The 13,296-nt window shown below is 69.4% G+C and carries 16 protein-coding genes; 7 read left to right on the top strand and 9 right to left on the bottom strand.

The features are described from left to right. Positions 1 to 3 precede the first annotated feature (3 nt). The gene (locus tag ACEWX3_RS20825) at positions 4 to 1,500 is read left to right on the top strand and encodes a sensor histidine kinase (protein WP_207067746.1); all 1,497 of its coding nucleotides are present in this window, start codon (positions 4 to 6) and stop codon (positions 1,498 to 1,500) included. 121 nt (positions 1,501 to 1,621) lie between these two features. On the opposite strand, the gene whiB1 is transcribed toward ACEWX3_RS20825, so the two are convergent. Both whiB1 and ACEWX3_RS20815 read right to left on the bottom strand, forming a co-directional pair. Continuing rightward, entirely contained in the window at positions 1,622 to 1,876 is a 255-nt protein-coding gene (whiB1, locus tag ACEWX3_RS20820; RefSeq protein ID WP_152516228.1) for a transcriptional regulator WhiB1, read from the bottom strand. 289 nt (positions 1,877 to 2,165) lie between these two features. Beyond that, complete coding sequence (locus ACEWX3_RS20815) at positions 2,166 to 3,122, bottom strand: diacylglycerol kinase family protein (RefSeq protein ID WP_221348825.1); 957 nt, start codon at positions 3,120 to 3,122, stop codon at positions 2,166 to 2,168. A gap of 127 nt (positions 3,123 to 3,249) precedes the next feature. Between ACEWX3_RS20815 and ACEWX3_RS20810 the strand changes: the two genes are divergently transcribed. From ACEWX3_RS20810 to ACEWX3_RS20800, 3 genes are read left to right on the top strand one after another with little or no spacing between them, the layout of a single operon-like run. Continuing rightward, positions 3,250 to 3,399: a metallothionein gene (locus ACEWX3_RS20810; RefSeq protein WP_207067748.1), complete on the top strand. Its 150-nt coding sequence runs from the start codon at positions 3,250 to 3,252 to the stop codon at positions 3,397 to 3,399. A 57-nt stretch (positions 3,400 to 3,456) separates the two neighbouring features. Next, complete coding sequence (gene aroQ, locus ACEWX3_RS20805) at positions 3,457 to 3,900, top strand: type II 3-dehydroquinate dehydratase (RefSeq protein WP_221348823.1); 444 nt, start codon at positions 3,457 to 3,459, stop codon at positions 3,898 to 3,900. After that, entirely contained in the window at positions 3,900 to 4,310 is a 411-nt protein-coding gene (locus tag ACEWX3_RS20800) for a hypothetical protein (RefSeq protein ID WP_207067750.1), read from the top strand. The genes aroQ and ACEWX3_RS20800 overlap by 1 nt, the downstream gene beginning before the upstream one ends. Here ACEWX3_RS20800 and ACEWX3_RS20795 read toward each other — a convergent pair. Genes ACEWX3_RS20795 through ACEWX3_RS20785 form a run of 3 tightly spaced genes read right to left on the bottom strand, consistent with a single transcriptional unit; the run spans position 4,259 to position 6,445 of the window. Further along, entirely contained in the window at positions 4,259 to 4,744 is a 486-nt protein-coding gene (locus ACEWX3_RS20795) for an N-acetyltransferase family protein (protein WP_374157549.1), read from the bottom strand. The genes ACEWX3_RS20800 and ACEWX3_RS20795 overlap by 52 nt on opposite strands. Then, positions 4,737 to 5,837 (bottom strand): isochorismate synthase MenF, encoded by a 1,101-nt coding sequence (locus ACEWX3_RS20790; protein WP_207067752.1) that lies wholly within the window; start codon positions 5,835 to 5,837, stop codon positions 4,737 to 4,739. The genes ACEWX3_RS20795 and ACEWX3_RS20790 overlap by 8 nt, the downstream gene beginning before the upstream one ends. Next, positions 5,834 to 6,445 carry an acid phosphatase gene (locus tag ACEWX3_RS20785; RefSeq protein ID WP_207067753.1) on the bottom strand — a complete coding sequence of 204 codons (612 nt, stop codon included), beginning with the start codon at positions 6,443 to 6,445 and terminating at the stop codon, positions 5,834 to 5,836. The genes ACEWX3_RS20790 and ACEWX3_RS20785 overlap by 4 nt, the downstream gene beginning before the upstream one ends. 82 nt (positions 6,446 to 6,527) lie before the next feature. Between ACEWX3_RS20785 and ACEWX3_RS20780 the strand changes: the two genes are divergently transcribed. Then, positions 6,528 to 7,331, top strand: a complete 804-nt coding sequence (locus tag ACEWX3_RS20780; protein WP_152516236.1) for a ParA family protein — start codon at positions 6,528 to 6,530, stop codon at positions 7,329 to 7,331. 73 nt (positions 7,332 to 7,404) lie between these two features. Here ACEWX3_RS20780 and ACEWX3_RS20775 read toward each other — a convergent pair whose 3' ends face one another. Next, a complete protein-coding gene (locus ACEWX3_RS20775; protein ID WP_374157548.1) occupies positions 7,405 to 8,616 on the bottom strand; it encodes a hypothetical protein in 1,212 nt (403 codons plus the stop codon). A 20-nt stretch (positions 8,617 to 8,636) separates the two neighbouring features. Continuing rightward, positions 8,637 to 10,157 (bottom strand): DEAD/DEAH box helicase, encoded by a 1,521-nt coding sequence (locus tag ACEWX3_RS20770; protein ID WP_207067755.1) that lies wholly within the window; start codon positions 10,155 to 10,157, stop codon positions 8,637 to 8,639. A 250-nt stretch (positions 10,158 to 10,407) separates the two neighbouring features. On the opposite strand from ACEWX3_RS20770, the gene ACEWX3_RS20765 reads away from it, so the two are divergent. Next, positions 10,408 to 11,124, top strand: a complete 717-nt coding sequence (locus ACEWX3_RS20765; protein ID WP_374157547.1) for a ferritin-like fold-containing protein — start codon at positions 10,408 to 10,410, stop codon at positions 11,122 to 11,124. A gap of 1 nt (position 11,125) precedes the next feature. Here ACEWX3_RS20765 and ACEWX3_RS20760 read toward each other — a convergent pair whose 3' ends face one another. Beyond that, positions 11,126 to 11,995 carry a hypothetical protein gene (locus ACEWX3_RS20760; RefSeq protein ID WP_374157546.1) on the bottom strand — a complete coding sequence of 290 codons (870 nt, stop codon included), beginning with the start codon at positions 11,993 to 11,995 and terminating at the stop codon, positions 11,126 to 11,128. 235 nt (positions 11,996 to 12,230) lie between these two features. Here ACEWX3_RS20760 and ACEWX3_RS20755 point away from each other — a divergent pair, with 235 nt between their 5' ends. Further along, positions 12,231 to 12,491, top strand: a complete 261-nt coding sequence (locus ACEWX3_RS20755; RefSeq protein WP_207067758.1) for a DUF3107 domain-containing protein — start codon at positions 12,231 to 12,233, stop codon at positions 12,489 to 12,491. Positions 12,492 to 12,598: 107 nt separating this feature from the next. On the opposite strand, the gene ACEWX3_RS20750 is transcribed toward ACEWX3_RS20755, so the two are convergent. Beyond that, a complete protein-coding gene (locus ACEWX3_RS20750; RefSeq protein WP_207067759.1) occupies positions 12,599 to 13,279 on the bottom strand; it encodes a TetR/AcrR family transcriptional regulator in 681 nt (226 codons plus the stop codon). Positions 13,280 to 13,296: the final 17 nt, after the last annotated feature.

The following is a 13,296-nucleotide window of genomic DNA, read 5'->3' as shown; positions in this document are numbered from 1 at the left end:
TGCATGTCGACCCTCGGTGACCTGCTCGCCGAGCACACCGTGCTGCCCGGAAACGCGGTCGATCACCTGCACGCCGTCGTCGGCGAGTGGCAGCTGCTGGCCGACCTGTCGTTCGCCGACTACCTGATGTGGGTTCGCCGCGACGACGGCCTGCTGGTCTGCGTGGCGCAGGTGCGGCCGAACACCGCGCCGACGGTGCTGCTGGCCGACTCGGTGGGCACGCTGGCCGAGCCTGAGGACCTCCCGATCGTGGCCGCGGCGTTCGACTCGGGCACCATCGGCGCCTCCGCCGTGCAGGGCGGTGACGGCACCCCGGGCATTCGGGTCGAGGCGGTGCCGGTGCGCTACCAGAGCGACGTGGTGGCGGCGCTGACCCACCAGACCTCGCTGGCGCCGCGTCAGGCCAGCCCGCTGGAGACGGCGTACGGGGCCTGTGCGGTCGATCTGCTGCACATGCTGTCGGAAGGCACCTTCCCCAACGTGGGTGACCTGGCGATGTCGCGGTCCAGCCCGCGCGCCGGGGACGGCTTCATCCGACTCGACGAGACCGGCGTGGTCACGTTCGCCAGCCCGAACGCGATCTCTGCGTATCACCGCATGGGGTTGACCGCCGAGCTGGAAGGCCACAACCTCGTCAGCGTCACCAGACCGTTGATCTCCGACCCGTTCGAGGCCCAGGAGTTGGCCAACCACGTCCGTGATTCGCTGACCGGCGGTTCGAGCATGCGCATGGAGGTCGACGCGGGTGGGGCGGCGGTGCTGCTGCGCACGCTGCCGCTGGTGGTGCACGGCGCCGGGGTGGGCGCGGCGGTGCTGATCCGCGACGTCACCGAGGTCAAACGCCGCGACCGCGCGCTGCTGTCCAAGGACGCGACGATCCGCGAGATCCATCACCGGGTCAAGAACAACCTGCAGACCGTGGCCGCGCTGCTGCGCCTGCAGGCCCGCCGCACCAGCAACCCGGAGGGTCGAGAGGCGCTCATCGAGTCGGTTCGGCGGGTGTCGTCGATTGCGCTCGTGCACGACGCGTTGTCCATGTCGGTCGACGAAGAGGTCAACCTCGACGAGGTCATCGACCGGATCCTGCCGATCATGAACGATGTCGCGACCCCTGACATCTCCAACGCCCCGGTGCGGATCAACCGGGTGGGGGAGCTGGGTGTGCTGGACGCCGACCGCGCCACCGCGCTGGTCATGGTCATCACCGAGCTGGTGCAGAACGCCATCGAGCACGCCTTCGACAGTGCCGCCCCGCAGGGATGCGTGACGATCCGCGCCGAACGCTCCGCACGCTGGCTCGACGTCGTCGTCAACGACGACGGGCGGGGCCTGCCCGAGGGGTTCAGCCTGGAGAAGTCCGACCGGCTCGGTCTGCAGATCGTACGCACCCTGGTGGCGGCCGAACTCGACGGCTCGCTGGGTATGCATGCGGCTTCCGGCGGCGGCACCGATGTCGTGCTGCGGGTGCCGTTGGGCCGCCGGTTGCGCAGCGCGCAATAGTGACGCGCGCAACAACGGAATTCTGCGTAATTGCTGTGCAATTCGCGCAGTAATTCATTTCACATAGTTACGGCCCCGACTTTCGTCGGGGCCGTCGCTCGAGTGTGTGCGGGGGAGTCGATCAGACCCCGGTGCGAGCCTTCGTCCGGGCATTGCGACGCTTGAGCGCGCGACGCTCGTCCTCGCTCATGCCGCCCCACACGCCGGCGTCCTGCCCGGACTCCAACGCCCAGCTCAGGCACTCCGCGGTGACGGGGCAACGTGCGCAGACGAGCTTCGCGTCAGCGATCTGAGCGAGCGCCGGACCGCTGTTCCCGACCGGGAAGAACAGTTCGGGATCCTCGTCGCGACACACCGCCTTGTGGCGCCAATCCATGAGTCATACTCCTTGTCCTGTGCGCAGCAATACGCACGAGCTTTACTTCGGCTGTTAACGCAAGCGCACCAAATGTTTCTGCGCTGTTGCATCCGATGCTTTCACAGGCTGAACAGATGTCAATAGCAGTTCGTTAACACGTGGGCAATGTCACTGCCTGCTACTGCCACCGCCCCGTTACCGGATGGCTAACACGTTAGTACTACTCTTAAACAACCTGTGCCCTGAATTCCCGCTGTGACCTAGCTCAACATCGGCATCGGTGCAGATCAGGCGGTGTTTTTGTGTGTTACTTCGGCGGCGCGGCCGGCGGGGCGACCACCGCCAGCGCATCCGGGACGGCGGTGAACCGCATCGAATCCCGCGCGCCGACGAAATCCCCATCGATCTGACAGGCCACCGGGGTGTCACTGGTCACCTTCAACCAGGGCAGGTCGTCGTCGCGGATCAGATGCTTGGCCGCCAGCCGCGGCTTACGGGCCAGCATCTGACGCACCAGCCTCAAGTTGGACCACACGTTCATGCTGGTGATGGCGAACACGCCGAGCCCCGTCTCGAACGTCGTATCCGGGTTCGTCCACACCGGACGGCTGTTGGCGTAGGTCCATGGGCTGGAGTTGGACACGAACGCGAAGTGCACGCCGGAGATCGGCTCGGCGTCCGGTCGTTCGACCGTCAGCTGCGGCTCCCGCCGCGCGCTGGCCAGCATCTCGCGAACCGCGACGCGGATGTAGCGCGACGCGGTGACCTTGCGGCCCTTCGCCCGCTGGGCCTCCACCGCGGCCACCACGTCTCCGTCCACGCCCATCCCGGCGGTGAACACCGCCCAGCGCTCGCCGCAGTCCATCAGCCCGATCCGGCGCCACGCCTGTCCACGCCGGTAGTCGCCGAGCAGGTCGACCAGCTGATTGGTGGCCTCGATGGGGTCGGGGCTGATGCCCAGGGCGCGGGCGAACACATTGGCCGACCCGCCCGGCACAACCCCGACCGCCGGGCCACCCGCACCGGGGGCGAGGGCGCCGCGGATGCCGTTGACCACCTCGTTCACCGTGCCGTCGCCGCCGTGCACGATCAGCACGTCGACCGCGTCGGCGGTGGCCTGCTGCGCGATCTCGATCGCGTGGCCGCGGTGATCGGTGTGGGCGACGGTGAGCTGGACCCGGCTTTCCAGCGCATGGGCGAGAAGATCCCGGCCTGCCGCCGTCGTCGAGGTCGCATTGGGGTTCACGATCAGCACGGCACGCACGATGGGCCAGCCTAACCGGGCCGGGTGGCCGGGGGACCAACGGGCGATGCCGCCGTTCGGTGGCCGGTCAGCCGACACATCAGCACAATGGCATGTGTCCGCTGAGACCGAGTGAACGGAGTGACAGATGGCCGTGGTTGCCGAGGGCACCGTACTGACCTGCGCGCACGACGGGTGCGGGTGCCGGGTGCTGATCCAGTCCGAATGCCACTGTGAGGGCTCCGACCAGTCCTACACGTGCGCCTGCGGGACGGAGATGGTGCCGGTCAGCGAGTAGCCGAGGAGCTCGGCCGCCGCGGGTCCTGACCGCGGCCCGCGCCGGTACCGTACAACGGTGACCGAACGTCGACTGCTGCTCGTCAACGGGCCGAACCTGAACCTGCTGGGCACCCGCCAGCCCGAGGTGTACGGCACCACCACCCTGGCTCAGATCGAAGCCCGCGTCGCCGAGGTGGCCGGGCAGGCGGGGCTGCAGGTCCGCACCGTGCAGAGCAACCACGAAGGTGTGCTCGTCGACGCCATCCACGCCGCGGCCGGCGATTGTGCGGCCATTGTCATCAATCCCGCCGCCTACAGCCACACCTCGGTGGCGATCGCCGATGCGTTGCGATCGGTCGGGCTGCCGGTGGCCGAGGTGCATCTGAGCAACATCCACGCCCGCGAGCAGTTCCGCCACCACTCCTATGTCTCGGCGGTCGCGGAGATGGTGGTGGCCGGCGCCGGTCCGCTCGGCTACGAGATGGCGGTGCAGTACCTGGTCGAGCGGCTCGCTCGGTGATGCCGCGCGCGCTGCGGGTCGCCGGGGTGATCGCGGCGTTCGAGGGAACGCTGGGGCTGGTGATGGCCGTCGTGCTCGTCGTGCGCGAAGCCGGGGGGCATCACGAGGCCGCGATCAGCGGCTACGGCACCGCCGCCTGGTTCGCGGTGATGGGTGGCGCGGTGGCGGCCGCCGGGTGGGCGCTGTGGAACGGGCGCCGGTGGGGCCGCGGTATCGCCGTGTTCGCCAACCTGCTGCTGCTCGGCGTCGCCTGGTACGTCTTCACCTCGGGTCAGCTGCGCTACGCCGTGGCGGTCGGCGTCGTGGCGATCGCGGTGTTGGGGCTGCTGTTCAGCCCGGCCGTGCTGGGATGGCTCGCTCAGCCGGACTCGGCGGCCAACGCCGACAAGCGGGGTCCGGACACCCGGTAGGTGATCCATTCGCTCTGCGGGGCGCCGCCCACACCGTCGTACAGCGCGATCGCGTTGACGTTCCAGTCCAGCACCGCCCAGCTCAGCCGCGTGTAGCCGTTGTCGACACAGGTCCGCGCCAACGTGGCCAACAGTTTGCGGGCCAGACCGCGGCGGCGGAACTGTGGCCGCACGAACAGGTCCTCGAGGTAGATGCCGGGCACCCCGTCCCATGTGGAGAAGTTCAAGAACCACAACGCCGCGGCCGCGGCCTGCCCGTCGACCTCGACGAGGTGTGCGTGCACTGTGGGTTGCGGCCCGAAAAGTGCCGAGCCCAGCTGCGTTTTGGTCACCGTGCACTCGGCCGCGGCATGCTCGAAGTCGGCCAGCTCATGGATCATCGCGGTCAGTTCGGCTTCGTCACCCGGCCGTGCCGCGCGGATCGTCTCAGTCATCGGACACCCCCAGCGCGCTCAGAATGGTTCGGAATTTCGTTGTGGTCTCGGCGAGTTCGTCGTCGGGGTCCGATTCGGCGACGATGCCGCCCCCGGAGTGTGCCAGGGCGCTACGCCGGTCGGCCGACAGCTGCGCGCACCGGATCGAGACCACCCACCGGCCGTCGCCGCGCCGGTCACACCAGCCCACGGCGCCGGCGTAGAAACCGCGGTCGCCCTCGAGCTGTTCGATCAGCGCGGTGGCCGGCGCGGTGGGAGACCCGCCGACCGCGGGCGTCGGGTGAAGCGCCACCGCCAGATCCAAAGCTGTGGTGGATCTTTCCCGCAGACGGCCCGAGATGGGCGTGTACAGATGCCAGACCGCGGCGGTCTTGGACAGCTGAGGCTCGGGCGCGATCTGCAGGTCGGTGCACAGCGGATCCAGCGCGGCGGCCAGCGCGTCGACCACCAGTTGATGTTCGTGGCGGTTCTTCGCCGAGTCGGCCAGCGCGGCCCCGCTGGCCGCGTCGTCGCCCGGATCGGGCAGCCGTGGGGCCGAACCCGCGAACGGCCGGCACAGCACCTGATCACCACGCCGGGCCACCAGCAGTTCGGGGCTGGCACCCACCAGCGCGGTGCCCGAGTAACCCTCGCCGGCCGCGGACAGGTCGACCAGATACTTCGTTGCCTGGGCGTCGGCGGTGGCCAGCGCGTCGAGCACGCTGCGGGCGTCCAGTGGCCCGTCGGCGCTGAGCTGCAGGGCCCGCGCCAGCACCACCTTGTGCAGCGGATTGCCGCTGTCGCGCAACTGCTCGAGGGCGGTGGCGATTCGGGCGCGGTGCGCCTCGGCCTCGGGCACCAGCTCGGTGATTGTCACGGCAGGCAGTTCACGGTGTGGCCACTGCGGCATCGAGTCGCTGAAGCGCACCGATTGGGGCCGGATCAGCGCCGCCGGTCTGGACGTATCGAATGGCAATGCGCCCACCACGATCGACGCGCTGTGCGAGGCCAGTGCGGCCCGGGCGTCGCCGATCTGGCTGAAGGCGGTGTGCACACCGTCGGCGACGAGCGCGCCGTCCGGGCCGGCCAGGACGAACGTGGGTTCGCGCGTCACGCCGACGTGGCCGGGTCGGGATGGCCCGTCAAGCCCAGTGCGGTCAACTGGCGTACCCCGTGTTCGAAGCCGCACACGGCGATCGAGACCGCCGGCATGGCGAAGCGGATGCCCTCGTAGACGGGCTGCTCGATCCATCGGGTGATGACGGCGCGGGAGAAATGCCCGTGGCCGACGAACACCACGTCGCGGGTCTCCATGTGCGCAAGCGCCAGCGCGATCGCCTTGTCGGCGCGCTCACACACCTGCGCCGAGGTCTCCCCGCCCGGGCAACCGTGCGTCCACACCAGCCAGTTCGGTACCGCCTTGCGGATCTCGACGGTCGTGGTGCCCTCGTAGTCGCCGTAATCCCATTCGCTGATCAGTGGATTGACCTCGTCGATGGTCAGGCCGGCCAACTCGGCGGTGGTCTGGGCGCGCACCCGCGGGCTGCACACCACATAGGGATCCCGCAGCGCCATCTGGCTAAGCGTGTCGGCCGCGGCCTGGGCCTGCCCGCGGCCGTGAGGGGTCAGGTCGAGCTCGGTCCGGCTGGTGTGCTTGCCGGTCTTCGACCACTCCGTCTCGCCGTGACGGAGCAGGATCAACCGGTGCTCGGTGAGTGCCACACCGAACGATTCTGCCGCACCCGGTGCCGCCACAGGGGTGTGCGGGTCAAACAAGATTGGGTACAGCAGGGATCATGACAGGATGGGAAGCGTGACGCGGGTACTTGCTGTCGCCAATCAAAAGGGTGGGGTCGCCAAAACCACGACGGTGGCGTCGCTGGGTGCGGCGATGGTCGAGCTGGACAAACGGGTGCTGCTCGTCGACCTCGACCCGCAGGGATGTCTGACCTTCTCGCTGGGCCAGGACCCCGACAAGCTGGCGGTGTCGGTGCACGAGGTGCTGCTCGGCGACGTCGAGCCGGACGCGGCGCTGGTCAGCACCGCGGAGGGAATGACGTTGCTGCCGGCCAACATCGATCTCGCCGGCGCTGAAGCCATGCTGTTGATGCGGGCCGGCCGTGAGTACGCGCTCAAACGTGCGCTGGCCAAGGTCGCCGACTCCTTCGACGTGGTCATCATCGACTGTCCGCCGTCGCTGGGGGTGTTGACCCTCAACGGGCTGACCGCCGCCGACGACGTGATCGTGCCGCTGCAGTGCGAGACGCTGGCACACCGCGGCGTCGGGCAGTTCCTGCGCACCATCAACGACGTCCAGCAGATCACCAATGCCGACCTGACGCTGCTGGGTGCGCTGCCGACGCTGTACGACTCGCGCACCACGCACAGCCGTGACGTGCTGCTCGACGTCGCCGACCGGTACTCGCTTCCGGTCATCGCCCCGCCCATTCCGCGCACGGTGCGCTTCGCCGAAGCCAGCGCATCGGGTTCGTCGGTGCTGACGGGCCGCAAGAACAAGGGCGCGCTGGCCTACCGGGAACTGGCGACCGCGCTGCTCAAGCACTGGAAGAACGGCAAGGGACTGCCCACCTTCACCCCGGAGGTGTGACGGCGCCACCCGATGGCCTGTCCGTCGGCCAGGAGAGGGCCAGGAGAGGGCTGGGAGAGGGGCGAGGAGAAAGCTAGGAGAGCGCGACGAGCTCGTCGCCGCGCTGCTCGAGCACCGTCGACCCCGCCACGCCCGGTACCACCGGGCCCTCTGCGGGCGGCCGCTGCAGCGGAATGTGCTTCTCGCCGGCCCCGGTCGCCGCGTCGAACACGTCGTAGCCGCTGCTGACCGGCACCAACAACTTGCCGGCCATCGTCGTCGCCGGACCCACCGGCGCATTCGGTCCGACCGCCTGCACGGTGTACTTGTACTGAAGGTCGTTGGCCGAGAAGACCATCACGCTGTCACCGGTCCACCACGTGATCAGATCCCCGGTGCGGGTGGTGATGGCGTCGTCGACCGGGGGACCGCTGACCACGGTGCTGTCGGTGACCGCGCCGGTCTCGTCGACGATGTCCACCCGCGGTTTGGGGGTGGGCACGTACACGGCGGTCAGCGTGTCGGCCACCGCCACCACGCGGGCCCCGGTGCCGTCGCTGACGCCCTTCTGCTGGACGTACTTGACTTCCGGGGTGTCCTCCTCGTCGGACGGACGCAGCAATGTCAGCCGCAGGTCGGACTGGTTGGCGCAGGTTTCCAGCACCGACACCGCCGCCGAACTCGCCGCCGCGGAAACGAACCGGCACAGCGGCGATGCGGGCACCCCCGGTTTGATGGGTGCGTCGAGTGCCCCGTAGCTGAGCATGCGCACCATGTCCGACCGCCACATCTCCAGTCGGGTGTCGCCGGCCGAGAGCACCGTCGTGCCGTCGGCCGACAGCGTCACGTGGTCGTCGGCGTAACTCGACCGGGCCGGGCCCCGGGTGCCGGTCTTGGCGTCGATGGTGTTGACCTGCCCGCATCCGCGCCCGTCGGGATAGACCGCGACGGCGTAGTTGTAGACCCAGGTGACCCCGCACAACGGCAGATCACGCGCGTAGCTCCACAGCGGCTCGCCGGTGGCCGGATCACGGCCCTGCACCGTCTGGCCGTCGCCGGTCACCACCGCCCCGCCGACCACGACGGGCCGGCTGGTCGCGTCGCTGGGCGCCTCCCAGCGTCGCGTCAGTGAATCCGGTACCGCGGCCGCGGGTTCCAGCGCCGGGACCGGGCTGGCCGCCGGACGGCTTTCGGTCGCCCGGGCGTCACTGGTCCACCACACCACCCCCGCGACGACGGCGATCACGACGGCGATCGCCACCGCAGCGATGATGTCGCCTCGCGTGCGGCGCTCAGGTTTGACCATCGCGCGGTGTCTCGTGCCGGCTAGTTCGCGGCCGAAGCCTTGCTGGGGCGGCGACGCCGGCGCCGGCGACCCGAGCTCGGCGCCTCACCCTGCTCGGGGGAGGCCCCGTCACCGCCGGTGGCCGCACTCGGTGCGCTCTGCTCGCCGCCTTCGGGGTGGTTGCCCACCGGCTTACCGCCCCGGGTGCGCCGCCGGCTGCGGTTGCGTCGGGCCGGCTTGTCCTCGGTGCTCTCGCCCGAGCTGCGCCGAGACGACTGGGTGCGGGTGCCCGTCGCCGAGCGGGTGCCGCTGGCGCTGCGCGCCTTGCCCACCGTGCCGCCGGCCTCGGCGGGGATGTTGAGCTCCTCGTACAGGTGCGGCGAGCTCGAGTAGGTCTCCGCCGGATCGGGGGTGTCCAGCCCGAGCGCCTTGTCGATCATCGACCAGCGCGGCAGCTCGTCCCAGTCGACCAGCGTGACAGCGATGCCCGTCTTGCCGGCTCGTCCGGTGCGGCCGATGCGGTGCACGTAGGCCTGCTCGTCCTCGGGGATCTGGAAGTTGATGACATGGGTGATGTCGTCGATGTCGATACCGCGCGCCGCGACGTCCGTGGCCACGAGGACGTCCACCTCGCCGGTGCGGAACGACTTCAGCGCCTTCTCCCGGGCCCCCTGGCCCAGATCACCGTGGACCGCCCCCACCTTGAACCCGCGTTCGGCGAGCTCGTCGGCCACCTTCTGCGCGGTCCGCTTGGTGCGGGTGAAGATCATCGTCGCTCCGCGGCCCTCGGCCTGCAGGATGCGGCTGACCATCTCGACCTTGTCCAGAGCGTGGGCGCGGTACGCGAACTGCTCGGTGGTGTCGTGGGTGGCCGACGAGTGCGGGGCCTCGGCGCGGATGTGCGTGGGCTGGCTCATGAACGTGCGGGCCAGCGTGATGATCGGATCCGGCATGGTCGCCGAGAACAGCATCGCTTGCCGCTTGTCGGGGATCTGCTTGAGGATGCGTTCGATGTCGGGCAGGAAGCCCAGGTCGAGCATCTCGTCGGCCTCGTCGAGGACCAGGGTCGAGAGCCCGCCCAGCTGCAGGTGACCCTGCTGGGCCAGGTCGAGCAGCCGGCCCGGCGTCCCGACGACGACGTCGACGCCCTTCTGCAGGGCCTCGATCTGCGGCTCGTAGGGGCGCCCGCCGTAGATGGCGGTCACCGTCAGCTTGCGGGTGTCATCGGCCATCAGGTACTTCGAGGCGCCGAGGAGATCCTCGTAGACCTGGATGCACAGCTCGCGGGTCGGGACGACGACGAGGGCGCGCGGGATTCCGGTCAGCGGCCGGTCGCCGTCGGAGGAGATCCGGTGCAGCAGGGGCACGCCGAACGCGAAGGTCTTGCCCATACCGGTGCGGGCCTGGCCGATCAGGTCGTCGCCGGCCAGGGCCAGCGGCAACGTCAGCTCCTGGATGGCGAAGGGATGCTCGATGCCGCTCTCGGCGAGCGCGCGCACGATCTCGTCGCGGACGCCGAGCTGGGCGAAGGAGGGGTTGGGATGCGTGGTCACAGGGGTCATAGAGGTAGACGAAGCCTTTCGATTCAATCCTCATGCGGTTCACGCGCGCACGAGTAGAGAAGAGAACTTCGTCGGGCCCTGCACTGAGTGGGCGGGCCGCCGTCGTGCACGCACATTTCCAAGGTGTCTACGCGAAATGCGCCGACCTGACCTGGTTCGATCTGCCGACGTTCACGCCGACACCGCCACCCATGGTAGCTGGTCGCATCGCTCTTCGGTCCAGCCGGGCCGTGGCGGTTAGAGTTGGCCCATGACTTCGACCCCGTCCGCGGCCGCCTCCACCGGATCCACGGGCGCCTCCACGGAAGCGTCGAAGGCCCCGACGGCGGCCGCGGAGCACCCCGGTGTCATCGAGTTGTTCGCGTTGCTCGCCTACGGGGAGGTGGCGGCGTTCTACCGACTGACCGACGAGGCGCGAATGGCCCCCAACCTGCGGGGGCGCATCAACATGGCCAGCATGGCGGCCGCCGAGATGAACCACTACGAGGTGCTGCGCGACGCGCTGGAGCGCCGCGGGGTCGACGTGGTCCCGGCGATGACGCGCTACGCGTCGGCGCTGGAGAACTACCACCGGCTCACCACGCCGAGCACGTGGCTGGAGGCGCTGGTCAAGACCTACGTCGGGGACGCGTTGGCCGCTGATTTCTACCTCGAGATCGCCGGGTCGATGCCCGGTGAGGTCGGCGACGTGATCCGCTCGGTGCTCTCGGAGACCGGGCACTCGCAGTTCGTCGTCGGCGAGGTCCGCGCCGCGGTCACCGCCAGCGACCGGCAACGGCACCGGCTGGCGTTGTGGTCGCGGCGCCTGCTCGGCGAGGCGATCACGCAGGCCCAGTACGTGCTGGCCGATCACGACGAGCTGGTGGACCTGGTGATGTCCGAGGGTGGCCTGTCACAGATGACGGACTTCTTCGACAAACTGCAGAACACCCACCAGGCCCGGATGCGCGAGCTCGGGCTGGCCTGAGCTACCGGGTGCAGTTGGTGATGATCGAGTTGCTGTTCTGCGAGGCGATCAGGTTCCCGCCGGCGTCGGTGATGCTGCAGTTGAGCTGACCCCGCACGCTGGTGGCGGTCACCGAACTCAACGTGACACCCGGGTCCAGCACCACCGTCTTCGACCAGGGCAGCGCGACGTTCAACTCGGTTTGCAGCGCACCCTGCTGGTCGGTGTAGATGACGGTCACCAGGTCGATGAGCTCGCGGTTGCCGGTCACCCGGTAGGTGATGGTGCCGGGAGCAGCGGTCGGCGCCGGGGCGGCCTGCGGGGGCGGCAGCAGCGACGGGGCGGCCGGCACAGGCGACGGCGCCGGGGGAGCCTCGACGCTGGGTGTCACGGTGGTGATCGTCTCGGCGGGCAGCGACCGGGTCGGCGGTGCCGCCGCGCGCGGTGCCTGGCTGGGTGCCGGGGCGGCGCTCGAGGTGGCCAGCTGCGAGGTGACGGTCGCCGAGACCGACCCGCTGTCGCCGCCGCTGAGGATGAGACTGGTGGCGATGACCGCGACGAACAGCACGGCGCCCGCGACGCCGCCGATCCACATCCAGCGGCGGTCGATGTGGGACTCGTCGATCTCGTCGTCGTCTGGGTCGTACCCGTCGTCCCCGTCGTCGTAGTCCTGGTAGCCGTCGTCGTAACGGTCGTAGTCCTCGGGCGCGTAGGGGTCGTATCCGTCGTCGAGGTAGCGCGGGTACACGTCGGTGTCCCGGTCCGCATCGGGGCCGGCGCCGTACGGCCCGTCGACGTCGTCGAAGTCCCGTGTGCCGGTCCCGGAGCGGTAGCGGATGCGCTCGGTGGGCGTCAGCGAGTACGGCGATTGTGCGGTGTACGGCCTGTTCATGCAGCTGTCCCAGTCGTCTCGTGCGTGTGCCGGGGCTGATGCTATCGAGGCGCAAGTGACGGGTGAGGCTGACGCGCCTCGCGCGCGGTCACGGTCGGGACTCGGTTCGATAGCCCCTGTGTCGCGGCGGTCTCCGCCGTGTTCGCTGACCGCGAAGGTCCCGGCGCGGCGCGCACCTTCCGGCGTCGATTAGCCTTCCTGCTGAGACACGAGCAGACGACGGAAGGGTGCCCACGTGGAGGTCAAGATCGGTGTCACCGACAGCCCGCGCGAACTGATCCTCAACAGCGCGCAGACACCGGCGGAGGTGGAGAAGGCGGTAGGCGACGCGCTGGCCGCCGCATCGGGCGTGTTGGCCTTGACCGACGAGAAGGGGCGACGCTTCATCGTGCAGGCCGCCCGCATCGCCTATGTCGAGATCGGTGCGGCCGACGCGCGGCGCATCGGATTCGGGGTGGGCGCGGCGGCCGCCGACGCGGCCAATTCCGCCGGCTGAGGCCATCTCAGCGCACGAACGGCATTCCCTGCAGCCCAGCTGCGCGGAATGCCGTTCGCGCGTCGGGACGCTCGCACCCGACCTGCGGAGGTCAGGACCGGCTCAGATCAGGACCGGGTCAGCGGCACGTGTGACAACCCGCCCCAGATGAACTGGACGGTGCCCTCCACGGCGTCGTCCTTGTCGATCGGGCGCTCGTTGTTGAGCCAGTAGCGGGCGGAGTCGACGCTGATGCTGACCAGGCCGACCGCGATCATCCGGGCGCGATGCGGTTCGAGCCCGGAATCGTGGCTGATCAGGTCGAACACCGCGTCGGTGCACGATTCGGTGGCGACCTTGACCTGGGCGGCCACCTGCGGCTCGGTGACGTAGTCGTTCTCGAAGATCAGCCGGTACCCCTGGCTGTCGTGCTCGATGAAATCGAAGAACGCCTGCACTGCGGCCCGGACCCGTTGCCGGTTGTCGGTGGTGGTCCGCAGCGCTTGGCGCACGCCGGAGACCAGGTTGTCCACGTGGCGCGCCAACACCGCCAGATACAGCTCGACTTTCGACGAGAAGTGCTGGTAGAGCACCGGTTTGCTGACACCGGCACGGTCGGCGATCTCATCCATACCTGCGGCGTGATAGCCGCGGTCGACGAACACCTCGCTGGCCGCGGCCAGTAACTGACCCCGGCGCTCGTCGCGGGGTAACCGGTTGCCGCGGCGGGCGCCGCCGGCGCTGGGCAGCCCGGTACCAGTGGCGGGCTGACCCCCTCGCCGCTGCGCCGTCTTGGCAAGATCTCTCATCAGAACCTCGAGTCCTG

The organism is Mycobacterium sp. G7A2 (assembly GCF_041902445.1).
In the GTDB taxonomy this organism is placed as follows: domain Bacteria; phylum Actinomycetota; class Actinomycetes; order Mycobacteriales; family Mycobacteriaceae; genus Mycobacterium.
The sequence above is the reverse complement of the archived record's forward strand: the minus strand, read 5'-3'. Positions and strand labels throughout refer to the sequence as shown.